This is a genomic window from Niastella populi, from assembly GCF_002078015.1.
In the GTDB taxonomy this organism is placed as follows: Bacteria; Bacteroidota; Bacteroidia; order Chitinophagales; family Chitinophagaceae; genus Niastella; species Niastella populi.
The window spans coordinates 52,050-76,046 of the sequence record NZ_LWBP01000156.1 but is presented as its reverse complement, the minus strand read 5'-3'; the positions used below and the strand labels follow the sequence as shown (position 1 = coordinate 76,046).

General features: G+C 45.6%; 21 protein-coding genes. 12 read left to right on the top strand and 9 right to left on the bottom strand.

What is annotated here, in order from left to right; all coding sequences use genetic code 11:
* Nucleotides 1–195 precede the first annotated feature (195 nt).
* The 4 genes from A4R26_RS14015 (at nucleotide 196) to A4R26_RS14000 (ending at nucleotide 3,769) form a co-directional block, all read left to right on the top strand.
* Nucleotides 196–1,257: a putative sugar nucleotidyl transferase gene (locus A4R26_RS14015; RefSeq protein WP_081164383.1), complete on the top strand. Its 1,062-nt coding sequence runs from the start codon at nucleotides 196–198 to the stop codon at nucleotides 1,255–1,257.
* Between the two features lie 29 nt (nucleotides 1,258–1,286).
* Nucleotides 1,287–2,048, top strand: coding sequence for a triose-phosphate isomerase (gene tpiA / locus A4R26_RS14010; RefSeq protein WP_081164382.1), 762 nt, complete (start codon nucleotides 1,287–1,289; stop codon nucleotides 2,046–2,048).
* A gap of 284 nt (nucleotides 2,049–2,332) precedes the next feature.
* Nucleotides 2,333–2,767: a hemerythrin domain-containing protein gene (locus A4R26_RS14005; RefSeq protein WP_081164381.1), complete on the top strand. Its 435-nt coding sequence runs from the start codon at nucleotides 2,333–2,335 to the stop codon at nucleotides 2,765–2,767.
* Between the two features lie 93 nt (nucleotides 2,768–2,860).
* Nucleotides 2,861–3,769, top strand: coding sequence for a glycosyltransferase family 9 protein (locus A4R26_RS14000; protein ID WP_081164380.1), 909 nt, complete (start codon nucleotides 2,861–2,863; stop codon nucleotides 3,767–3,769).
* Here A4R26_RS14000 and A4R26_RS13995 read toward each other — a convergent pair.
* Nucleotides 3,747–4,877 carry a glycosyltransferase gene (locus A4R26_RS13995; RefSeq protein WP_081164379.1) on the bottom strand — a complete coding sequence of 377 codons (1,131 nt, stop codon included), beginning with the start codon at nucleotides 4,875–4,877 and terminating at the stop codon, nucleotides 3,747–3,749. The genes A4R26_RS14000 and A4R26_RS13995 overlap by 23 nt on opposite strands.
* A 127-nt stretch (nucleotides 4,878–5,004) precedes the next feature.
* Here A4R26_RS13995 and A4R26_RS13990 point away from each other — a divergent pair, with 127 nt between their 5' ends.
* Complete coding sequence (locus A4R26_RS13990) at nucleotides 5,005–5,226, top strand: class I SAM-dependent methyltransferase (protein ID WP_081164378.1); 222 nt, start codon at nucleotides 5,005–5,007, stop codon at nucleotides 5,224–5,226.
* 15 nt (nucleotides 5,227–5,241) lie between these two features.
* Nucleotides 5,242–6,597, top strand: coding sequence for an oligosaccharide flippase family protein (locus A4R26_RS13985; RefSeq protein WP_081164377.1), 1,356 nt, complete (start codon nucleotides 5,242–5,244; stop codon nucleotides 6,595–6,597).
* On the opposite strand, the gene A4R26_RS13980 is transcribed toward A4R26_RS13985, so the two are convergent.
* From A4R26_RS13980 to A4R26_RS13970, 3 genes are all read right to left on the bottom strand, one after another.
* A complete protein-coding gene (locus tag A4R26_RS13980) occupies nucleotides 6,540–7,418 on the bottom strand; it encodes a hypothetical protein (RefSeq protein ID WP_081164376.1) in 879 nt (292 codons plus the stop codon). The genes A4R26_RS13985 and A4R26_RS13980 overlap by 58 nt on opposite strands.
* Nucleotides 7,403–7,948, bottom strand: a complete 546-nt coding sequence (locus A4R26_RS13975; RefSeq protein ID WP_081164375.1) for a hypothetical protein — start codon at nucleotides 7,946–7,948, stop codon at nucleotides 7,403–7,405. The genes A4R26_RS13980 and A4R26_RS13975 overlap by 16 nt, the downstream gene beginning before the upstream one ends.
* An 81-nt stretch (nucleotides 7,949–8,029) precedes the next feature.
* Nucleotides 8,030–8,284 carry an acyl-CoA-binding protein gene (locus A4R26_RS13970; RefSeq protein WP_081164374.1) on the bottom strand — a complete coding sequence of 85 codons (255 nt, stop codon included), beginning with the start codon at nucleotides 8,282–8,284 and terminating at the stop codon, nucleotides 8,030–8,032.
* Nucleotides 8,285–8,502: 218 nt separating this feature from the next.
* On the opposite strand from A4R26_RS13970, the gene A4R26_RS13965 reads away from it, so the two are divergent.
* Nucleotides 8,503–8,961, top strand: coding sequence for a CBS domain-containing protein (locus tag A4R26_RS13965; RefSeq protein WP_081164373.1), 459 nt, complete (start codon nucleotides 8,503–8,505; stop codon nucleotides 8,959–8,961).
* Nucleotides 8,962–9,156: 195 nt separating this feature from the next.
* Here A4R26_RS13965 and A4R26_RS13960 read toward each other — a convergent pair whose 3' ends face one another.
* Together A4R26_RS13960 and A4R26_RS13955 are read right to left on the bottom strand one after the other, a co-directional pair.
* Complete coding sequence (locus tag A4R26_RS13960) at nucleotides 9,157–10,548, bottom strand: sialate O-acetylesterase (RefSeq protein WP_081164372.1); 1,392 nt, start codon at nucleotides 10,546–10,548, stop codon at nucleotides 9,157–9,159.
* A 295-nt stretch (nucleotides 10,549–10,843) separates the two neighbouring features.
* Nucleotides 10,844–11,272, bottom strand: a complete 429-nt coding sequence (locus tag A4R26_RS13955; protein WP_081164371.1) for an OsmC family protein — start codon at nucleotides 11,270–11,272, stop codon at nucleotides 10,844–10,846.
* A 49-nt stretch (nucleotides 11,273–11,321) separates the two neighbouring features.
* Between A4R26_RS13955 and A4R26_RS13950 the strand changes: the two genes are divergently transcribed.
* From A4R26_RS13950 to A4R26_RS13940, 3 genes are all read left to right on the top strand, one after another.
* The gene (locus A4R26_RS13950; RefSeq protein WP_081164370.1) at nucleotides 11,322–12,125 is read left to right on the top strand and encodes a hypothetical protein; all 804 of its coding nucleotides are present in this window, start codon (nucleotides 11,322–11,324) and stop codon (nucleotides 12,123–12,125) included.
* A gap of 471 nt (nucleotides 12,126–12,596) precedes the next feature.
* Nucleotides 12,597–13,535 (top strand): lipoyl synthase, encoded by a 939-nt coding sequence (lipA, locus tag A4R26_RS13945; protein WP_081164369.1) that lies wholly within the window; start codon nucleotides 12,597–12,599, stop codon nucleotides 13,533–13,535.
* 72 nt (nucleotides 13,536–13,607) lie between these two features.
* Complete coding sequence (locus tag A4R26_RS13940; RefSeq protein ID WP_165760265.1) at nucleotides 13,608–14,564, top strand: phosphodiester glycosidase family protein; 957 nt, start codon at nucleotides 13,608–13,610, stop codon at nucleotides 14,562–14,564.
* 102 nt (nucleotides 14,565–14,666) lie between these two features.
* Here A4R26_RS13940 and A4R26_RS13935 read toward each other — a convergent pair whose 3' ends face one another.
* Both A4R26_RS13935 and A4R26_RS13930 read right to left on the bottom strand, forming a co-directional pair.
* On the bottom strand, nucleotides 14,667–15,647 hold the full coding sequence (locus A4R26_RS13935; RefSeq protein ID WP_081164439.1) for an ROK family protein: 981 nt from the start codon (nucleotides 15,645–15,647) through the stop codon (nucleotides 14,667–14,669).
* Nucleotides 15,648–15,740: 93 nt separating this feature from the next.
* The gene (locus A4R26_RS13930; protein WP_081164367.1) at nucleotides 15,741–17,222 is read right to left on the bottom strand and encodes an MFS transporter; all 1,482 of its coding nucleotides are present in this window, start codon (nucleotides 17,220–17,222) and stop codon (nucleotides 15,741–15,743) included.
* Nucleotides 17,223–17,501: 279 nt separating this feature from the next.
* Here A4R26_RS13930 and A4R26_RS13925 point away from each other — a divergent pair, with 279 nt between their 5' ends.
* A complete protein-coding gene (locus A4R26_RS13925; RefSeq protein WP_081164366.1) occupies nucleotides 17,502–18,920 on the top strand; it encodes a glycogen synthase in 1,419 nt (472 codons plus the stop codon).
* 195 nt (nucleotides 18,921–19,115) lie between these two features.
* Nucleotides 19,116–20,390: a glucose-1-phosphate adenylyltransferase gene (locus tag A4R26_RS13920; RefSeq protein ID WP_081164365.1), complete on the top strand. Its 1,275-nt coding sequence runs from the start codon at nucleotides 19,116–19,118 to the stop codon at nucleotides 20,388–20,390.
* Between the two features lie 88 nt (nucleotides 20,391–20,478).
* On the opposite strand, the gene A4R26_RS13915 is transcribed toward A4R26_RS13920, so the two are convergent.
* Nucleotides 20,479–23,871, bottom strand: coding sequence for a T9SS type A sorting domain-containing protein (locus A4R26_RS13915; protein WP_081164364.1), 3,393 nt, complete (start codon nucleotides 23,869–23,871; stop codon nucleotides 20,479–20,481).
* Nucleotides 23,872–23,997: the final 126 nt, after the last annotated feature.

Here is a 23,997-nt window from a genome sequence, read left to right as displayed (position 1 = left end):
GTAGATAAGGGCAAAATGAATTAAGTTTGGGCGCTCATCCTTAAAGGGCCAGTCATTAAAAGCCATGTGTTGAAACTGCGAAACGGGCACCGAAACTATGAACTGTGAACTATGAACTGTGAACTATGAACTGTGAACTATGAACTGTGAACTATGAACTGTGAACTATGAACTGAGAACTGTAAACAGAAAACTATGAACAAACGGGTATTCCTTTCCGATAAAGAAGTGGCAGATCACCTCTTTCCTTTTGCCCAAACCCGCCATGCGGCCGAGATCCGTATCGGTATTCTCACCATCAGGCAAAAATGGGAAGCATTGCTGCAGCGACCTGTAACCTTACTTAAAAGCAACGAACAGGCGCCTGCCGACGCCATTGTTTTTGCCGCCAATATTCTGCCAACAGCCGGCTTTGTTAAGTCAATTTTCGATGCCAGTGGCGAGCCTACCGGTGAGCCCGATTACAGCCAGGTAAAGATCCTGCAGTACCCCTGGCATATATTTCAATGGAATGATTGGGCCTTACGTGAAGATTTTCAATTGATTACAAAAAACCGGCAATCGGCTGCCATTCCGGAAACGGTTCTCACCACCAACCCGGGCAATATCTTTATTGAACCGGGGGCCATGCTGAATCATTGCGTCCTGAATGCATCCACCGGCCCTATTTATATTGGAAAGAATGCCGAGATCATGGAAGGAGCGCTTATCCGCGGGCCTTTTGCCATGGGCGAGGGCGCGCTGGTAAAAATGGGCGCCAAAGTGTACGGGGCTACTACTGTTGGTCCGTACAGCATGATCGGGGGCGAGGTCAAAAACACTGTTCTGCTCGGCTATTCAAATAAAGCCCACGATGGTTATTTGGGCGATTCGGTGATAGGCGAGTGGTGCAACCTGGGTGCCGGAACCTCCAATTCAAATATAAAGAACACGGCCAGTGACGTGAGCGTGTGGCATTTCCATAGCCGCGACTACATGCGGGTAGGGTTGAAATGCGGACTAATAATGGGCGATTACTCCCGGGCGGCCATCAATACCTCTTTCAATACCGGTACCGTGGTAGGCATTTGCGCCAACGTTTTTGGCGAGGGCATTCCACCCAAATTCATTCCCAGCTTTACCTGGGGCAACAAGGGGCTCAGCCTTTACGAATTCGAAAAAGCGCTGAGAGATATCGGGAACTGGAAAAAATTAAAAAATCAAATGCTTTCAGAAGAAGAAATAAAACAATTGAAACATATTTTTGGACAATCATAAACGACCATCACTAAAAAAGACGATTTCTTATGCGCAAACAAATTGCTGCGGCTAACTGGAAGATGAATTGTACCTATCAGGCGGGTGAACAGTTACTCGATGAGATCCTTTCAGCCAGCATTGCATTGAAAGACCATCAGCAAACCATTTTTGCTGTTCCGTTCCCGTACCTGATCATGGCAAAAAGCGAAACTGAAAATGAGAACAACTACTTTGTTGCTGCCCAGAACTGCTATAATAAAAAATCCGGCGCTTATACCGGTGAGGTTTCTGTTGAAATGCTGCAATCGATCGGCATACCTTTTTGCGTACTGGGTCATAGCGAGCGCCGCGAATACTTTCAGGAATCGAACAAAATGCTGGCTGAGAAAACCGACCTCTGCCTGCAATACGATATAACGCCCATTTTTTGCTGTGGCGAACCGCTTAACATTCGGGAGGCCGGCACACAAAACAGTTATGTTGAAACGCAATTGAAAGAATCGCTGTTCCATTTATCAGAAAAAGATATCAAACGCATCGTGATCGCCTATGAACCCATTTGGGCCATTGGCACCGGTAAAACGGCCACGTCTGACCAGGCCCAGGAAATGCATGCTTACCTGCGCAGCGTTCTTGCCAAACAATACGGCGAAGCGGTAGCCGCCGAAATTTCTATCCTGTACGGCGGAAGCGTAAAAGCAAATAATGCCAAAGAACTGTTCTCTCAACCCGATGTTGACGGCGGGCTGGTAGGTGGAGCGTCCCTTAATGCGGGAGAGTTTATTACTATAATTAATAGTTTGAAGTAATTTGATCATATAGCAAAGCCCTGGTACATCCGGGGCTTTTGCTTTTATGGCAGTGAATCGGCAAACGTGAAACCCCCACTTCATCGGGGCAGGCAGTGAAAGGGCTCGTGAAATTTGAGATTTATTTACGACCTTGCGCCGCCCGAATTCGAGCCGATTTACGATTGCCGATTGCCGATTCCCACTATTTTAACATAAGTTAAACATTCAATCAAACCCCGACTTTTCCCCATTATTTACTACTGGTTTGATTATTGTTTAACTGATAGGGGAGGAATTGCTATATGGAACATTCAAGGTCTTTACAGGTACTATCCTGGCAACATAAGGAAGACAGGCTTAAATGCCGTGAGTTCTTACGAGACATCCAACAGCAGCGCGATAAATCAACCATCAGGCAGCGCATCGTTCAATTTTGGAAAAACGAGCTGCAAAAGCATGTGGATGCAGAAGAGGCGATATTATTTCCTTTTTTGCAGAAGCATCAGTTCAGCTACAATTACATCAATGTTTTGAAGCGCGAACATGATACCATCCGGTTGCTGGCCGAACGCCTCAGTCGCAACGATGAGGATTATTACCTCTACAAAGCATTCATAAAACTGGTAGACCAGCACAGCCATTTTGAAGATGAGATCATCTTCAGAAAAATGGAAGAAGACATTCCACAACACGAACTTTCCCAGCTTAATGTTTCAATGGCGGCGGTAACAAAATGATAGAGGTCATCATGTGACCCGGCATTGATTGTCATTATTTTTTGTCATATATGTTTAGCCAATTAAAATTGGAAGTGTACATTTACGCCCGAGATGACAAAAATTCTGCTTATAAAAACCGGAGCAGCAGGTGACGTTGTTCGTACAACCGTACTATTGAATGCGCTGCAGGGCTCCGTAACCTGGGTTATCGACAGCAGGTATCAGGGCATTTTGCCTGCCAGGCATCCTAATCTCCATCGCGTTGTTACCCTGGATAATGCCTTGACTACTTTACAGCACGAAATTTTTGATCATACGATTTCGCTTGAAGAAGATGCTGCGTGCGCTTTGCTTGCGAGCAGAGTTCCCACTAAGAAATTAACCGGCATCAGCCTGGAAAATAAAAAGCTCACTTATACTCCCGATTCAGCCCCATGGTATGACATGAGCCTGGTTTCATCATTGGGCGCATCCTGCGCCAACGAAGCCAAAAGACGCAACACGGCCACCTTTCAGCAACTGGTGCTAAGCATGTTCAATTTGCCATTCAACGGTGAGCAATATTGTATATACCGGAATAATCATATAAGACCTGTACCAAAGGTTATTGGTATTGAAACAAGGGTAGGAGCACGCTGGCCCAATAAAGGCTGGAGCGGTTACCCGGCATTGATAACAAAACTGCAGGCCCTTGGTTACACTATAAAACTACTTGAACAACGCGACAGCATCACCGAATACCTCGATGATATCGCCAGCTGCAGTTTTCTTATTTCGGGCGATACCCTCGCCATGCATGTGGCCATAGCCTACCACATTCCATCCATCGCCATATTTAATTGTACCAGTGCGGCCGAGATCCATGATTACGGCACACTGAAAAAAGTGGTTAGCCCGTTGTTACACCAGGCGTTTTACAAGACCAGCTTTTCACAGGCTGTAATCGATTCTGTTGCTCCCAATGAAGTATTCAACATATTCCTTCAGCATAGTGGCATTAGCCCGCTGCAAAAAGCGTAGGATTACGGCTGCGCACTTTGGCAATGGTGTATTCTTTTGAATTTGCCAGCGCCCGCTGCTGCCATGAAACATATTCTTTTTTCTTTTGAAATAACTCTTGCAGGAATTCTGTCAACTGATCGATGGAAGTATAGCGGTAACAACTACTACCGAGGGTAGCCGAAATACACAATGCCTGCGGGGTAATGAATGGGCGCGCATGTTTTATTACATCGAACATATTCCCCGAAGATTTCGTAAGGCCATATACTTCGGGAATGGAAAAACAAATAGCTGTATCGATAACGGAAGGAATGAAAACAAAATGGGCCGCATTCAGCTGTTTATCGAATTCATCCTGGTGAACAAGGCGGGTATCGTATACCGTAACCCGCGTATATTTCAATGAAAGCGATCTTGCCTGTTCAATGATCGCTTTGCCGTACTCGTCCATATAACCGCCCAGCAACGTAATATGCAAGGGCAGTTGTTTTGCCTCCGCCGCTTTCAGCAAGGCAAATACCTGGTGGTAATCGCGCCGCTTTTTATCGAGCGAGCCGGGAACCACGAGGTGAATATGGTCTGCTATTGTCAGCGATACCTGTTCACTTTCAAACACGGCGCCGGGGATATTATGCACTAGTTTTTGTCTACCGGTGGTTTCGCGTAAATAATCAACCATGGTATCAGATACCACATTGAATTCCTTCACCCGTTTTATAATGGCTTTTTTTCCCATGTGATGGAACAGCGGTCTTATTCTCCACGACCAGCTGCTTTTGAACATGCAGTTTATATCATGTACGGTGATCACTACCCGGGCAATGCGCAGCAGTCCTATAACCCATGCATAGAACAAATGATTATCGCTTATAGTATTCAAATAGAAAATATCCAGTCTATGTTTTTTGGCCGCTTTATAAAGCTGGTTGAAGAAACGCCATTTGCCGCGGGTATTGTCAAGCACTTCCCATTGAAAGCGGTCCATATGCTGTTTGAACAGATCGGCAAAGCGCTGATACGTATCGGCATCGGTAAAGATCACCAGTTGGCTGCCAGGCATGTCAAACAGCTGAATCACCGGGTAAGCGCCTTCAAAATGTTCCATTTCAAATATGCCTGTTTTCATAATGCCTTGTTTACAGACCGCGAATTTGGCTAAAAATGCCTAATAAAACGAACCTTTCGCAGTATTTTGAGGATGAATTTACAGCAGGCAAACAATATATTTGCGGGGTTTAAATACCAATCGGCTAATGACACACACAGATCTGATCTATGATTTTGGTGCGCACAAGGGTGATGATTCCGGCTGGTATCTGCAACCGGGCTATCGCGAAGTAGCCGTGGAAGCCAGTCCGCAGCTGGCAAAAGAACTGGAAAGAAAGTTTAACCTGGCCATAGTTACTGGTAAAATGACCGGGGTGAATGTAACCAGGCAACTGATCTTTTGGGTTGATATTCACGCCACCTTATAACGCCATCGATACTGCATGAGCCTGATACAGACCATTTATGAGAAAATGCTGAAAACCGATCTGCAACAGGCAGACCGCAACCGGCTTGTAAAAGGCATCATTCACTCGTTCGTCATCCAGGGTATTTCCATGGTGCTGGTGTTTGCCGGCAATTTTTTACTGGTGAAATTCTTCGGCCCGCAAAAATATGGTGTGTATGTACACGTGTTCAACTGGATCAGCATTTTAACCATACTGGCGGCAAACGGACAGGAAGATATAGTATTAAGCCGTGTGCCGAAATACATTGCGCAGAACAACCTGTTGCAAACCGGGGCGGTAATACGACATGCCAATGTACGGGCAGCCATTGGTGGTATTGCCATCAGCGTATTCTTCCTACTGCTTATTTATATTTTCCCCATCAACAAACTCAGCGAATACCGCTATGAATTCCTGATAGCGTCACTGGCAATTTATTTGTCGGCATTCCTGAGCGTTAACCAAATGGTTTTACAGGCACTGAACCATATCAGGCTGAGCCAGGTAATAGAACGGTTATTAAAACCATTTTTGTTTATCGTTTTCATTTGCGCAGCAGGCATGCTTTCGTTTAATATCGATGCCCGCCGGCTCATACTGATAGCCGTGGTAAACCTGGCCATTTGTACGCTGGTGTTGGGTTACATCGTGTTCAAAAAAACAAAACCCTTTTTCAGAAAAGGCACGGAACGGTACAGGGGACAAGGCATATCGAAACAAACCTTTTATTTTTTAACCATCAGCCTGCTGCAACTGCTTACTTCCAAGATCGGCATGTTGATAATGCCGTATTTTACCGAAGAAAAACATATCGGCGTTTTCAATATTGCTGCGCGGTTTTCAGACCTCATCATTTACCCGTTCTTTTTATTACATGCGGTGCTGCCCCAGTTGTTTGCCAGGCACCACGAGGCAGACCGGTTATACAATCAAAAACTGTATACCGAAAGCACCTGGATCATCCTGATCACCTCATTACCACTATTATTATTGAACCTGGCGGCCGGTCCGTGGTTGTTGGGTTATTTTGGCGAAGCATTTACTGAAGGTTATACCGCACTTGTGTATATGAGCATCTCCAACGCGTTGTTCGCGATCTTCGGGCCAGCCAATACGATACTCATGATGCAGGGCCGGGAAAAAGTATCGGCTATTGCCCTGTTGGTATATGTTATTCTTTTAACTGTTTTAAGCAGTATCTTAATACCTATGCAGGGGATTACCGGCGCAGCGCTGGCCATGCTTTTCAGCAATGCAGTTTACAATATTTTACTGGCCATCTATGCCAAACGTTATACAGGGGTGAGCGCACCTCTTTTCAGATTATTCGAAAAACGGCGCGGGGCATAAATGGCGTGAAAATTCACCAGCGTTAAACTGAGAATGAGAAGCTCAAAAAAGTAGGCATCGGCAGTGAACCAGAAACCGACAGGCATCAGTATGGACAGTATCAGTAAGAACTTATCGTATTTGCGGGTAAAGAACCCGATGATGAACAATCCCTCCATTATTACCCCGGCAATATAAGCGCCATTCACCAGGGCCGGTTGCAGTAACAGCCAGCGGTACAAACCCGCCAGCATGGTATCGGGTTCCAGGTACAAATAGGCGGCCTGGTTCTTTTTCACAATCAGCATACCCTGGTTGGGATGCAGCCATGAGAGGCGAAAGAACTTCCATAAAAACGCATCGGTATAAGCAAATACCAGAAAATACCGCAGTCCCTGCCACAGATAATTAAATGATTTGTAATTCGACACCGTAAATGGAATGGCGATAAGCAGGAACCCGATCTTGTGATTGGTATGATGAGCGCCAAACGTGTTGAACGTAATAAAATATACAAAGTACAGCGCGATAAACGACCAGATGCACCACCGTTTTTCGGGATACACATAACACAAAATACAAAACGCAAAAAGCGCCAGATCGAACAAACAGGCCAGCCAGAAACTGCCTGTTATGATCTCGGGCAGGTGTAAAAAATGCATTACCCAGTAAGAGAGATCTACGTACGGATATTTGATAACAGGCCGCTGCAACTGGTGCAGCAGGGTGTTTGAAAAGAACGACCATACCAGCGAGGCCAGCGTTAATGCAAATACCAGCCGCGCAATGCGTTTTCTTTCCCAGGGCGTGTAAAAAATTATATGTGCTATGGCTTTTCCCATCGATCGAACAGGTGAGTGGAGTCTACAATTAATTTTGATCCGGAATAATGCGCTTTTATGTCATCTACTCGTATGGAATGAACTGGCAGATGCGTAACCTGTGAAAGGTAGCGGGCATACCAGGTAAAAAAGGAATCGCGCTGCGGCCCGGCGTTAAACAGGTTTTTCAACATTTTATTGTTTTCAACATGCCAGTTCAGCTTTGACTGCAGAAAAGACACAGTAGGATCTGTATTATTATTATCCTTTATTTTTTTGTAATAAGAAAGGGGAGAAGTAAGATAGAACCGCGTATCGGAAACCGGTAGTTCGTAGGGGTTCACCAATATGCTATCGTTGACGACCGTTTGCAATATGCTATACTGCTGAACCGGTTCTTCCTTCGCCGAATACATGCCCCACACAAAAAAAGGCGTTACCTGGTCACCGGCCAGGTTGGTGGCGATGGTAAGCACAGCGAAAGTGGTCATAATATAAAACAACTTCTTATTATGATGCCATACCCGGTAAAGGAAAGTTTGCTTCAGCATTTTAGTTGTTCAGTTGTTCAGTTGTTCAGTTTGAAAATAAATAGAATATTTAGTTAATTTCGAACTCACTAACTGAGCAACTTACTTCAGTTTTTGAACCAATTCCACATAATCCATCATCGCACTCTCTTTAGTCTTTCCTTTTAACGACTCCCAGGCATTATACTTGGCTTTTGCCACAAAATCGAACATATTGGAAGGAGGATCGATGTTTACATCGCCTTCGGTGGCCTGTTTGTACAAACTGTATAATTGCAGCAGCACATCGTTGCCCGGCTTTTCGCTGAGGGTTTTACTACGGGCCACAGCCTGGTCAAATTGCTCCTGAATATTCATAGATACTACGTTTATGGTTGCTGCGAAAATAGGCGTTTCCGTTCACTCCGGCCAGCGGAACCCATATTTCACCCATGCCGTTTTTTGCCGCAGCAGGACAGTTCATGAAAGCTCGCAATAATTATGTGATAAATTTATCCCCCATATGTCGTCTGGCATATGATTTTAATCATTATTCGAATAGAATAAAATACGAACTTTAAACAAATGTTCATTTCATGAGAACGGTAGACGACCTTATTGCCAGCAAACCACGTCCGGAGAACATCATACAGCCAGGAGCGCTGGTGATCGATGCATTGCATCTGCTTGAACAGGTAAACCTGAGTTACCTGATAGTAATGGACGGTGACAGGTACAGCGGCGTTTTTTCGGAAAAGGATTACAGCCGGAATGTAGTTTTAAAAGGCCGCAGTAGCAGGGAAGCCCATGTACACGAAGTTATGACCACCGATTTACCGGTGGTAGGCCCCGAGGAAACGGTGGAGCATTGTATGATCCTGATGATAAGGAGCAAAGCCCGCTACCTGGTAGCCATCGATGACAAAAAGTTTATGGGAATTATCACCATTCACGATATTCTCAGGGAAGTGTTGGCCAACAAGGCCGAAGTGTTTGATGACACCCTTGCCGAAGAATTGATCAAAACCGCCGAGGGAAGAGGAAGGATTTATTAGTTTGTGGTTTGTGGTTGCTTCGCAAGTCGAAGTTGCTAATTAAAGGCATCCACCCGAAAGTTGATGGTTTGTGGTTGCTTCGCATTCTCACGTTTCGAATTAATTGCAGCCACCTGCCGAAATTATAATTGCCGGATTTATTAGGTATTCTAATAAATCCGGCAATTAACAACAAACCCAAACCCCAAACGGTATCTACCAATTGTCTGTCCTGAACGGGTTTACCGGTAATCCTTCTTTTCCGAACAAGTTTCCTACAGCGGTATTGGTAAATCCATACCGGACGGCAACGGGCTCTTTCACCTGTTTACTGAAAACCACCAGCTGGTTGTTCTCGATCTTCGCCTCTGCGGGATAAAACTGTTTATCGCTGCCGGCCACATATACCTCGGTTACCTTTTTTCCCTTCGCCATTAAACCGGCTGGCGCATTATCGAAACTGAGATATGCTTTGCCTTTTTTTACTTCCATGCTTTTATACATGGGACTTTTATACACAATTCCTTCTTTTTTATAGGTATCGTGCAGGGCCCAGTTGGCGAGGCGGGCGCCCACATCATGTTTGTTGGTCGGGTGAATATTACCGGTATCGGCCACCAGGTCGGTAATAACCACCATGCCGGTATTCGGGTGGCTCATGGCCTTTGTTTGCGCTTCGCGCAACAGGGCGCCGGTCAACGGAACACCATACCGGTAAGGTGCGATCTGTACATAGTAAAAAGGAAACTCTTTGTTCCATGCCTTACGCCAACTATCGATCATGGTTGTAAACAACTTCGTGTAGGTATCATACATTTCAACATTGCTTTCGCCCTGGTACCAGATGGCGCCGGCAATGCCATAATTAATAATAGGAGCGATCATGGCATTGTAGGTATACCCTGGTGTAAGTGGCCAGCGGGCATCAGGCTTTAGTTTGGCGGCACTGGCTTTCAGCTCCGCATCGTTGTTCACCTTTGCTTCGGGAGTCCAAACCTCGGCGGGCGTTCCACCCCAGCTTGAATTCACCAGGCCAACAGGCACATTCAGGTCCTGGTTCAGCTTTTTTCCAAAGAAATAACCAACGGCGCTGAAGAACTTGAGCGTATTTGAATCGCAGATGGTCCATTTGGCGGCACAATCGTCCTGCGGCGTTACGGCCGTTGTTTTGGGAATATGAAAGAAACGGATATTCTTATTGTAGCAGGTAGGTAATTCGGCGGCAATATCGGGCAGTTTGTTATAATAATTCCATTCCATATTGCTTTGTCCCGAACAAACCCACACTTCACCTATCAGTACATTTTCCAGCACAACAGGCGCAGCTGTATTGCTGCCCCAGATAGTGATGGTGAACGGACCGCCGGCAGCCGGCGTTTGAATGGAATGCACCCAGTTGGCATCGCGGGTACCTTTTAACGAATCGGTTTTGTTATTCCAGGAAGTGGTAATGGCGATCTTTTCCCAGGGACTGCACCAGCCCCATAATTTTACGGTTGACTGTTGTTGCAGTACCATGTTACTGCTGATAACAGCGGGCAAACGGATCGCAGCATGAGCGGCAATGAAAAATAAACTGAAGAAAAGGAGCGATGACCATTTTTTCATCTGAAAAATATTTATTTGGTTTTGGCCGGATGTCCGCCCGGATGACCCGTTCGGACGACAACTTACCCCCGGCAAGCCAGGGCAAAATTTTCATTGCCCAGAGGGGCATAAAGAAAATTTGCCATGGACGTTTGAGACCAATAGCAATTTAAAAGGAAATAGAAGCAAATAGAATACAAAAGGTTGTGTTACGTATAAAAAAAAGCCGATAGATCCCTATCGGCCCTCTGCCTGACTGCAACAGACAACAGGCAATATGCAAATAATATTAAATTCGAATAGAACTACAACCGGCCTATTGTCCATTGCTTACTGCCAGTTGCCAATTGAAGACTATGTTCACTTCAATATCGGGATGAATGCTGTACATAACAGGGCAGGTTTGGGCTGCACGTTCCAGTATGGTCTTTTGTTTTTCGTCGACCCGCAGGGAATCGGGAAAATGAAATGTTAAATTTATACCACCAATACGGCGAGGATCGGCCTTCATGATCTTCTCCACATCGATCTTAATGCCTTTTATATCGAGGTTCATATCACGGGCTTTGATACCCATAATTGTTAGCATACAGGTTCCTAGCGCAGTTGCCACCATATCGGTGGGCGAAAACCGCTCAGCCAGCCCCTGGTTATCCAGCGGCGCATCGGTTTCAATAACGGATCCGGATTTTAAATGGGTACAAACCGTTCTCAGATTTCCTTCGTAAACTACTGTTGAGGTCATTATGTATATTTTTACCTTAAATTTACGTTTAATAATCAAATCATAGCCAGTGAAGAAATTAGTTTTGTTCCTTTTGGCTGGTATGCTTGCATCCAATTTGCGGGCGCAGGATAATCCAACTCCCAAATCACCGACAGCAAAAAAAGACAGACAGGCCGCGAAACGTGAAAGGATCAATAACCTGCTTAAGCAGGAGGAAGAAGGAGAGATCATTTTTAGTAAACAAAGCGCTTTCGGAATAAAATTAAATACCGACGGCTATGGGCTTTCTTATGAGATCGGGCGGTTCAAAAGCGCCCGGGTGGCAAATATCTTTCAGATAGAGATCAATGAGAAAAAGCATAAGAAAGAAAAACGCACTTCACTCCTGAACGGGTTTAATTTCAACAGCGTTATTTACGGTAAACTGAACAACTTCTACCAGGTAAAGCTGAACGCCGGCCAGCAACGCATCATCGGCGGTAAAGGCAACAAGAACGGGGTAGCGGTTATGGCCGTGTATACCGGCGGGCTTGCTGTTGGATTGCAAAAACCCTATTTTGTTGACGTTATAGACAATGCCCAGCAACGGTACCGCAAAACCTATCCCACGATTATCGATAGCGGCTATATCGAGCAGGGCGCTTCAGGTTTTACTGTAGGGTGGGACAAGGTGCAGCCGAAATTCGGTCTTTCGGCCAAGGGTGCGCTGCGGTTCGACTATGGCCGGTTCAATGAAACCGTTTCGGCTATCGAGGTGGGATTAAATGCCGAATACTATTTCGGAAAAGTGGCGCAGATGACCTATAACCCCGAAAAAAGCTTTTTCTTCAACGCATATATATCTTTGCTGCTGGGGCGGCGAAAGAATTAGAAGAAAAAGGCAACGAGGCATAAAGGCAACGAGTTTAAATACTAAAGTGAGCTTCTCTTTAAAAGGGGGCTCACTTTTTATTTTGGGGCCCCGGCCGAAAGGCAAAAGCCCCTAAAGCCAATAAAGTCCCCGCATTAGCTTTCAGCCAATATTAGCTTTCCCTGTAGGCTAAATTCCGTATTTCGCTCCCGCCTTCCGGCTTTCGGCTTTAAGCTGTATGCTGTTTTCGCCTTTCAACTTTTACCTGTATACGCGTAACCCGAAGCCTGTCGCTATTCCTCGTTGCCTCGTTGCCTATATCTACCTTATTCCCTCATTTTTCTTTATTTTTGTACGCTAATAGTCAACACTAGTCCAGTAGGTTACTAAATATCAATTTGTTATATCAGCGTCAGCAACCTTTTGGGTTTTGGGATGTTATAATACCTGGTTAGGGAACACCCAAAGGTTTAATCAGAATATATTTGACATATGCAGGAATTACCCGTTATCAGTAGTGTAAATGAATCAACTTCCGTAGTAAAGAAGCCCAACTGGCTGCGCGTAAAATTACCCACCGGTGAAAACTACCGGCACGTACGCAACCTGGTTGACCAACATAAACTCCACACCATTTGTGAAAGCGGCAATTGTCCGAATATGGGCGAATGCTGGGGCGAAGGCACGGCAACATTTATGATCCTTGGTAATGTGTGCACCCGAAGCTGCGGTTTCTGCGCGGTGGCCACCGGCCGGCCCGAAGCCGTTGATTGGGACGAACCGCAACGCGTGGCGGAAGCCATTCACCTCATGAAGGTGAAACACGCCGTACTCACCTCTGTTGACCGCGACGAACTGAAAGACGGCGGCAGCATCATCTGGCACAATACCATCAAAGCCGTAAAAGCATTAAATCCCGATACTACGCTCGAAACGCTGATCCCCGACTTCAAAGGCAGGGCCGAAGATGTACAACGTGTTATCGACGCAGCGCCTGAAGTAGTATCGCACAATATAGAAACCGTTGAGCGCCTTACCCGCCAGGTACGTATTCAGGCCAAATACCGCCGCAGCATGGAAGTGCTGAAGATGCTGAAAGAAGGTGGTATGCGTACCAAAAGCGGTATCATGCTCGGTTTGGGTGAAACAAAAGAAGAAGTACTGCAAACGATCCGCGACCTGGCCAACAGCGGGGTAGACGTTATTACAATTGGCCAGTACCTGCAACCCACCAAAAAGCATTTACCGGTTGTACGGTTTGTACATCCCGATGAATTTGCCGAATACCGCGAAGCCGGCTACAATATGGGGCTTGATTATGTAGAAAGCGGTCCGCTCGTTCGTTCTTCCTACCACAGCGAACGCCATGTAATACCGGGTTACGGCAAAGAACAATGGTTGAAGCAAAAAGAAATGTCGAATATCAAATAATGAATTTTGAATGTCGAAGTAGAAATACAATAAAGTCCTAAATTGCCTGTATTTCAACTTCGACATTTTACATTGAACACTCGACTTTCGATATTGTTTTGCCTTTTATTACCTTCAATCGTTTTTAGCCAGCTGCGCTGGGTAAAAGCAACCAGCGAATTCAACGATCTTCCGGCTTCCATCCGTATATTCAAAACCTCCGATTCTCTGAACGGCCGCCCTTTCAAAGCCTGGTGCGCCCAGATAAAATTAAAAGATAAGAAACTCGAGTTCACCGCGCAAACGGGCGGGGGTAACAGTTATACACCATCAGAATATTATTCCAGAGAAGGTAACCCGTATATCGTTATAAATGGCGGGTATTTTTCTTTTCAAACCAATCAAAACCTGAACGTGATCATCAGGGAGGGAAAAATGGTTGCGTATAATATTCCGGCCCTGAAAAGCCTGTTCAGTGATTCCTTTTATTATGCTACCCGCGGTGCATTCGGCATTTCGAAAAAACGCCGCGCCGATGTTGCCTGGTTGTTTACCGATACGGCCAAACGATGGCCATACGCATTTCAATCACATCCTATTATAGCCAAAGGCAGCAATCCCGATCCTTCTTTTGCCGATCTGCGTACCATTGAACAATGGAACTGGTGGAAGATGCATACCGCCATAGGCGGCGGTCCGGTATTGGTGCAGGAAGGGGCGGTAATGATCACCAACCGCGAAGAACAATTGTATGCCTTTGAAAGAAATGACCGGCATCCGCGAACGGCTATCGGTTATACCCGTAATAACCGGTTGATCATACTGGTGATACAGGGCCGTGCGCCCGGTATTGCCGAAGGCGCCACGTTGGAAGAAGAGGCGAAAATGCTGGTTGATCTTGGTTGTGTGGAAGCCATCAACCTCGATGGCGGCAGCAGCAGTTGTATGCTGGTAAATGGAAAGGAAACGATAGTTCCTTCAGAAAAAGACCAGCGGCCGGTGGCAAGTGTGTTTATCGTTACAAGAAAACAGCCCAAGAAGAAGAAATAATATCGAACGCCCAATATTAAATGTAGAATGTCGAAGTAAATACAGAAATATAAAACTGTATTCACTTCGACATTCAATATTCTACATTCGTTATTCTACATTCTAAACAACCTTATCCGTCTTCGCTTCCCACACCAGCGCGCTTGCGCCGAGGATCGCTGCATCTGCTTCGCGCAGCTCGGAGAACAACAGCTGTACTTTGTTCTGGAAAATAGGGAGCAGGTTCTTCTCCATATGCTCGCGGGTAGGCTTCAGGATGAGGTCGCCGGCCTTCGTCATACCACCAAATAAAATGATGGCCTCTGGTGAGGAGAACATGACGAAATTGGCTAATGAAAGCCCAAGTACCTCACCGGTAAACTCATACACTTCTTTGGCAATTTCATCGCCCTGGATGGCGCAATCGTATACGATGCGGCTATCGATCTCTTCTTTGGCAAAGTTCCGCAACAGGCTGTCGCGTTTGGGATCGCGGTCGAGGAACTCGAGAGCGGTCAACGCAACGCCGGTAGCCGAAGCATAGGATTCAAGCGAGCCGCGTAAGCCGGTGCCTTTATGTAAACGGCCGCCGGGGATAATGGTGGTATGCCCCAGTTCACCGGCAAAACCATCGTGACCATAAATAAGCTGACCGTTTGCCACGATACCGCTGCCTACGCCGGTACCCAGGGTGATCATTATAAAATCGCGCATGCCACGGGCCACACCATACATCATTTCACCCACCGCCGCCGCATTGGCGTCATTGGTGAGCGAGCAGGGAACCCCGAATTTTTCGTTCATGAGCTGCTGCAAAGGGATAAGGCCTTTCCAGGGTAAATTGGGCGCATATTCAATAGTGCCTTTATAGTAATTTCCATTGGGTGCGCCAATACCAATACCACGGATACCGTTGATGCCGCCAACCTGGTCGATGGCAGGTGCCAGCGCGCCGGCCAGTTCTTCAATATAATCCGCCACATCTTTGTGTTTGCGGGTTGAAATGGCCCCCCGGTACGAAATATCTCCCCGGTGATCTACGATCCCAAAAACGGTATTGGTTCCGCCAATATCAATTCCAATGGCATACTCTTGTTGTCTCATTGCTATTTTCTGTTTCTTAGTTTCAGTCATAAACGGCCTCCCGCGCCAACGCGGGAACCGTTTTGCGGCGTGAAGATACCATCTATTTGTGTATTAATGACCACCAGCGCTCTCTAGTTTGTCATAATCAATGCCTTGGGTCTTTAAAATTGCTTTGGCGCGAACCGCGTAAAATGCCAGGTACGCAAAACAAAGTACACCCATAATGAATGAAGCCTGAATTCCAAGGGCCTTTTCGTCGGCCAGCAATCCCTGCAAAGTGCTAATAATACCGCCGCCCATGATCATCATGATCAGGAAGCTGGCGCCCTGGTTAGTAAAGCGGCCCAAACCTGCTATGGCCAAAGTAAAAATACACGGCCACAGGGTAGAGCAAAACAAACCCACACTGATGAAGGCAAAAACGCTTACCATTCCATCTGCCAGCATTCCTATGAGCAGGGCCGTGATGCCACATAAAGAAAAGATCAGCAGCTGGCGGGCGGGATTTCCGCGGCTCAGCAAATCGCCGATGATCAGTCCCACGATCACGATCGCATATACATAAAACGGTGTAATGTCATGATTGGCAATCTTATTGATGAGCAGAAAAACGCCAAATGCCAGGTAAGGCATAACGAAACGTAAAACTTCTTTTACTGATTTCGGAATGCCGAAGGCGCCAATGGAAGATGTCCAGCGGCCCATCATCAGGCTGGCCCAGTATAAAGAAACATACGGTGCAATATTTTCGGTTGGGAAAGGAAGACCGTCGGACATTACAAGATGTTCTTTCATAAAAAGCGGCAGATTGCTGGCGGTTGCTACTTCCACACCCACATATACAAAAATGCCGATCATCCCCAGCCAAAGCTGTGAATAGTTCAACGCGCTACGTTTTACGGCGGCCATGGGAGCGGCAACATCAGTAGGCGTAGCCACTTTGCTGGCTTCATCTGCGTGTTCTATCTTGTTGGGAATGGGCGAGAATTTGAAAATGATGGCTACCAGAATGAACGCTGCGCCCAATATAAGGTAGGGCACTTTTACCGCACCGATATCAGCCACCTGCTTTGCACCGGTAACCGATCCAAAAATAGCAAGGCTTACGATCACCGGGCCCAGGGTAGTACCGAAGTTATTGATACCCCCAGCCAGGCTTAACCGCTGTGAACCGGTTTTGGGGTCGCCCATATTAATGGCCAGTGGGTTGGCGGCCGTTTGTTGAAGGGAAAAACCAAGTCCAACAATGAATAAACCTGTGATCATGATAATAAACGACTGGGTTTCCGCCGCAGGATAGAACAACAGGGTACCCAGGGCCGAGATCACCAGGCCCAGTGCAATACCGTTCTTATAGCCGATTTTGTTTAAAATATCGCCCCCTGTACTTTTACTGATGAGGTTATAAATGACAGAACCAACAGTATACGCTACATAAAAAGCAAAAACAATCATTTGTGATTGCCATGGTTTCAGATTAAGCTTTTCCTGAAAAACCGGGATCAGGATATCGTTGCTGGCCGCAACAAAACCCCAAAAAAAGAAAACAGAAATAAGAACAGCAAATTGCGACCATTTTGTTTGTTGACTCATTGAGTGGTTGGTTTTAGTCTAAAGATTTTTTAAAAGTAATAAGATTTTTGCCATTGCCGGCTACGACTGTTACATATACCTTTTTCGTTACATCTGCCAAGATACCGCTTTAGCAACATGCGGCATGAAATTTTATATGCCCGAACCAGCAACCTGTCATGGTAACGTGACATATACAATCTCTTTTGTAATCATTTTTTTCATAGTTGCGCCATAAAATCAAAATCCTTCCTATATTGAACACACATTTCCTTTTTACTTTTAACCTGAACAACAAGAATGGACATATTACACGTAAGCGCGGAATGTTACCCTGTAGCTAAGGCAGGCGGGTTGGGAGATGTTGTAGGGGCCCTGCCAAAATACATGAACCAGCTTGGCCATACAGCCAAAGTGGTAATGCCAATGTACCGCACCAAATTCCTATATGCCAATGAGTGGGCGGTAGTACATAAAAGCACCACCAATATGGGCAACTGGTGGTTCGAATTCACCATTATCAAGGAAAAGACCGACAAACTGGGTTTTGAACTGTACCTGGTTGATGTGAACGGTTTGCTCGACCGCGAAAAAGTATACGGCTACAGCGACGACAATGAACGTTTTACCGCTTTTCAGATCTGTGTGCTCGACTGGCTGAGCTCGTGGGCAAAAAAGCCCGACATCATTCATGTGCACGACCACCATACCGGCCTTATACCTTTTATGGTAAAACATTGCCTCAGGTACCGGGGGCTTTCGCACGTAAAAACGGTGCTCACCATTCATAACGCCCAATATCAGGGCTGGATGGGCTGGAACCGCAGCATTCTGATACCTCAATGGGATATGTGGAAATGGGGGATGCTCGACTGGAACAATACCATCAACCCGCTGGCCAGCGCCATCAAATGCGCCGACAGGGTTACCACGGTAAGCCCAAGTTACCTCGATGAGCTCAGATGGATGAGCAACGGACTGGAACCACTGTTCGAGTATGAAAAAGGAAAATGCGTGGGTATCCTGAATGGGATCGACGACCATGTATGGGACCCGAACAAAGATGAATATCTGCAACACCATTATTCGATTGGCGAACTGGAAGCCGGCAAGGCAAAAAATAAAATGCTGCTGTGCGATCAGTTCAATCTCGATTTCGATAAACCCCTCATAGGTTTTATTGGCCGCCTGGTTGGCGAAAAAGGCGCCGATCTGTTACCACAGGTTATCAGCGACTCCTTCTATTTTATAGGCCGGCGGATGAATTTCCTCGTATTGGGAAGCGGGTTCCCCGAAGTAGAAGCCGGTCTCTCGGCGCTAAAACCATTATCGCAATACGATTACAATGTATTTATCGGTTATAATGAAGGGTTAAGTCATACCATGTATGCCGGGCTTGATTTTTTGTTGATGCCATCTCGGGTAGAACCCTGCGGACTGAACCAGATGTATTCGATGCGGTATGGCACCGTGCCGATGGTACGCCGCACCGGCGGATTGAAAGATACCGTTGTTGACTTTGGTGATGTGAACGGCTACGGCATCTGTTACAATCATACCAGTATACCCGATGTTACGCATGCGGTATGGCGGGCTGCCGAGCTCTACCACAATAAAGAAAAGCTGCACCACATCAGGCAACATATGATGAAGCTCGATTTTAGCTGGGAAACGAGCGTTAAACATTATATTGATGTGTATTCGGCACTAGTTGTATAATAATTGTATAACTTTAAGAATAAGTCAGAAGTAGGAGACAGGAAGTAATTTCTGATTTTTGAGATTTTGAGATTTGCTGCGGTCTGGGTTGTTCGATAAATCCCGAAATCTCTGAATCTCTAAATATTCTGCCACAGGATATACGAACGAGCAACTCAAGAATTAAGAACCAAGAACTCGAAAAAATAACATCAGATGAGTAAACAAGTGATTGCTGTCATCCTGGGAGGAGGGGCCGGTACACGGCTTTATCCCCTGACCGCCAGCCGTTCAAAACCCGCAGTGCCTATTGCCGGAAAATACCGTTTGGTAGACATTCCCATTTCAAACTGTATAAACTCCGGCATCAACCGCATGTTCGTTTTGACGCAGTTCAACTCGGCATCGCTGAACAAACACATCAAGAACACGTATCACTTCAGTATTTTCAGCAGTGCTTTCGTTGACATTCTGGCGGCAGAGCAAACACCCGATAATCCATCGTGGTACCAGGGTACAGCCGATGCCGTACGCAAGTCGCTCCGTCACCTGAGCCAGCACGATTTTGAATATGTGCTGATCCTTTCGGGCGACCAGCTATACCAGATGGACCTGCAGGATTTCATTGGTAAACACCGCGAATCGGGCGCCGATATTTCGGTAGCCACTATACCGGTGGCTGCCCGCGAAGCATCGGATTTCGGCATCCTGAAAGCCGACCCCGACGGCCATATCACTGCATTTACAGAAAAACCCAAACAGGACATGCTTGTTGACTGGAAAAGTGAAACCAGTGAAGAAATGCAAAAGCAGGGCAGGGTATACCTCGCTTCCATGGGTATTTATATCTTCAACCGCAGACTGATGTTCGATCAGTTGCTGGAAGAACACAAGAACGCAACCGATTTTGGCAAGGAGATCCTTCCCAAGTCGATCGGCGTTCATAAGATCATGAGCTACGAGTACGATGGTTACTGGACCGATATCGGTAATATCTATTCTTTTTTCGAAGCCAATCTCGCGCTTACGCAGGATATTCCGCCCTTTAATTTATTCGACAACAGCAACGCCGTATATACCCGCGCCCGCATGTTGCCCCCGGCTAAAATAAGCGGCACCACGCTCGAGAAAACCATTATTGCGGAAGGCAGTATCATCAATGCCAGCCGCATCGAGAACAGCGTGATCGGTATCCGCAGCCGCATAGGACATGGCACCACGATAGTAAGCAGCTACATCATGGGCTCCGATTATTTTGAGACCATTGAAGAAATGCAGCACTCTGTTGAACGGGGATTGCCAAAACTAGGCATAGGCGAACGTTGTTATATTCGAAATGCCATTGTCGACAAGAACTGCCGCATCGGCAACGATGTGCGTATCAATGGCAGCAATCACCTCGAAAATACAGATCACTCGTTGTACACCATCAAGGATGGCATTGTGGTAGTTAAGAAAGGATCTATACTGCCTGATGGGTTTGTGATATAATACCTCCGGAGCACAAGCCGAGGGTATCTCATTAATGAATGTTCTATTATAAGAGAGGCTGTCACGTTAGCGGCAGCCTCTTTATTATTTACAGTTTCGAGATCTTACCAAGCCAAATTTTTTTCCCACCGAACAATTTAATATAATAAGTACCATTAGCCAGCGATTGCATATTTACTGGAATAAAGCTGGCGCCATTGTTTGTTATCTTTTGCGTAAGCACCGGTTTACCATCAATTGAATAAACAATTAATTGCCCGTTATACAGGCTGGCAGGTACCGTAATATACAATTCGCGGTTTACCGGGTTGGGGTACACCACCAGGGTTTCAACATCTTGTGGCAGATCGAACAAACCGGTAACCCGATTGCTAACAACCGCCGACGTAATGATGATACAATTATTTCCTGTAATGACCACACGATATGAATAGGCCGAATCAATCTGCAAGGCATTATCTGTATAAGCGTAGGCAACCGTATCGGCCGCTTGCAATGGTGGAATAACGGCGAAATTGGTAAAACTGCCGTTGTTGGTTTTCCGTTGTAGTATTACCGAATTCAATACCTGCTGTTTAATAATTTTCCAACTGATCACATGCTGGCGAACACCCGCATCATTCTGAAAAACCAAACCAGGTTGCTGAATGGTGCCAGGTGAAATAAAATCAGCTTTGCGTGTAACCCGGTTCGAAACAATACAGGCCCCTCCTTTGCTTAACAATTGCACCCGATAATTATACAGTGATCCATCTGAAACGGTATCTATATAGCTATAGCTAACTGTACCATTGGTATTGCCCGACGCTCTTATTGCTGCAATGGGTTTGAAGTAGATGGTATCAATACTTCTTTCAATAACAAAATAATCGCTGCCTGTTTCATTAGTAGTAACCCAATCGATACGGGTGCGTTTACAACCCGGATCGGCAGCCGTATCAGCAACTTTTATTTGTTGTGCGGGAAAGTCGTTTTCCTGCACCTGTATATGTTGCAAAAATCCATCTTCGGCCTTATAGGCAATGGTACCGCCATAAAAGTAAGAGCCAGGCGCTGATTTATACAGAATGGCGGGGGTAGGTGTTCCCGAACCATAACCCGCAGGAAACCTGTCATTATTGACGGCATAATAATTCCGGTTTATTATCATTCCCGAACTGCCAAAAGTACTGTCAGTTTTGCCATCACTACGCACGCGAAGCACATACATATTTGTTACATCACTGTTGACCGACTTATTATTGATTAGCCCGCCTACCAATATTCTTCCATCATTTTGCAACTGTAATTTATAGGCTATACCAGGCAGGTAATATCTGCATTCCTGCCCAAATAACGAATCAACAAAGCCATTGGGTAAAAAGCGCACCACCCCGCCACCGTGGTAGTAATTCCCACTGTTTTGTTTTTGCTTATACAGCAGCACAATCTTTCCATCTGGTTGCATCAATGCATCACAAACGCTTATACTGGCATTAGAGTTTGCCTGGTCAAACCGGGCATGTCCGTTGGTACCAAAATCACTATCCAGGGTACCATTTCCCAGTACCCGTACCAGGTGGCAAATTTTGTAGTTGTTGGTGGTGGCAGTTCCTGCAACTATGATCTTATTGTCGGGTGTTAGTATAATTACGCCCCCCATGGTTCCCTCATGCCATACCATAGAAAATGGGTTTGAAATGATCAACAGCCCATTATTGCCAAAACTTACATCGGGGATACCTGTCGCCGTAAGTCTTCCAATGTACATTTTATAATTTGCGCCTCCTGCAGAATAAATAATTTTTCCATCGGGCTGAACGGCAAGGTTACTAATATTTATGGAGCCTTCGTTGGGGAAAAGAGCCGTGGGATCAGCAACACCATTTACACCAAATGAGCTGTCAATTATTCCGGTTACTTTATATTTCCTGATCATGTACCCACTGGTGTGTGACCCCGCCACCAAAAAATCATAATTGGGCAACACTACTACATCGTTTATTATAAAGCCGTTTTCTTTACTTACTACGATCCCCTGATTGCCAAATGAAAGATCGATGGTGCCATCGCTATTATATCTTTTAAAATACCAGTTGGTCAGGTTCCAATAATAATTCTGGGTAATACCTGCCACCAGGAATTTTTTACCAGGTTGTTCTATAACACCTGAGATCCGGTCGTAACTTCCTCCATGAGTGAATTGATAAATACCGTTGTTTCCAAATGAAATGTCAACGTTACCATTTAGGTCAAATTGCCGTAGTAAAAACTGACCGGTTGTATCGTTGACAGTTCCTGCCACAACAATTTTTTGGTTATTGGTCCCAATTTGAGAAAAATTATAATTATACAAGGGGGTAAGGTTATAACTGATCAATCCGTTAACGCCAAAACTATTGTCGATAAAACCCTGTTTGGTAACAGCCATAACACCTACACTTCCTCCGGAATTTGGCCGGGAATTTATTAAAAACGTACTATCTGGCCTCATGGCCATGCCAATCGGTTGCCGGTCGATAATTTCAAACCGGCCGCTCACTCCAAATGAAGAATCCGGATCACCCGTTCTGGCGTTTAATCGCGCCACCACATTTGTACCGTTTCCGGGGCTGGTTTGTGCCAGGATATAGCATTTATCATCAACCGCAGGAAAGAACTGTGTTATTTTCAACTGTCCCATCTGGGGATAATCGCAGTAACCGTTTACACCAAAGCTGCTGTCTGGTTTCCCATTACTGTTTAATCTAAAGCCCTGGAAAACGTATTTGCTGGTGGTTTGCGGGTATAAACTATAAAAGATATTTAATGAATTATCGTTATGCACTACTGCCTCAACACCCTCATTACTCAAATTCGATATTGTATTTGACGCCACCGTGCCATGAAAACCAAAACTATCATTTACACTTCCATCGGTGTTTAATAAAGTAATATTCAGGTTGTCAATCCTGCTTCCCACCACATAATATTTGCCATCCGCCCTGATCTTTATTGTATGCAAGGTATAGTTACTTGCAAGCCCTATCCAGGTGTTCAGGATCCCGGTTTTATTGAAGGAACTGTCTGGCGTACCGTTGGCCAACAAGCGTACCATTGAAATATTGTACCCTTGGGCACTTCCATATAATAATATTTTCCCATCAGGTTGTATCATCATGCTTTGCATATAAGCCGTAGCAGCAATGGGTATTATCCTGATACCATCGGTCCCAAAAGTGGAGTCGTACTGCCCATTCTGCTGTAGCTTTATCACTGCAAATGCGTATCCGCTATTACTATAATTAACCCGGGGTAATGAATAGTTAGCGGCCATCAGGCACGACCCGTCGGGAAAAACCTGTATCCCAGTCAAATAGTGTTCGGGCTGGCCAAAATCTTTGTTATTGATCAGCAGATCGCCTTTTTGGCCGAAACTATGATCAACAACCTGGGATTGTGCAAAATAATCTCCGAGTATAAAAAAGTGCAGGAAAAAAACAGCAAGGGGTAAAGATTTCATGTTTAAGGGCCTTTAAACTAACCGAAATTACACGTGTAACCGAAATATCTACCGCCAAAGATAATTCCCTTAACTTATTTTTCAAACTCGTCACCATTTTCATCATGGCAGCTTTAACTGACTAAA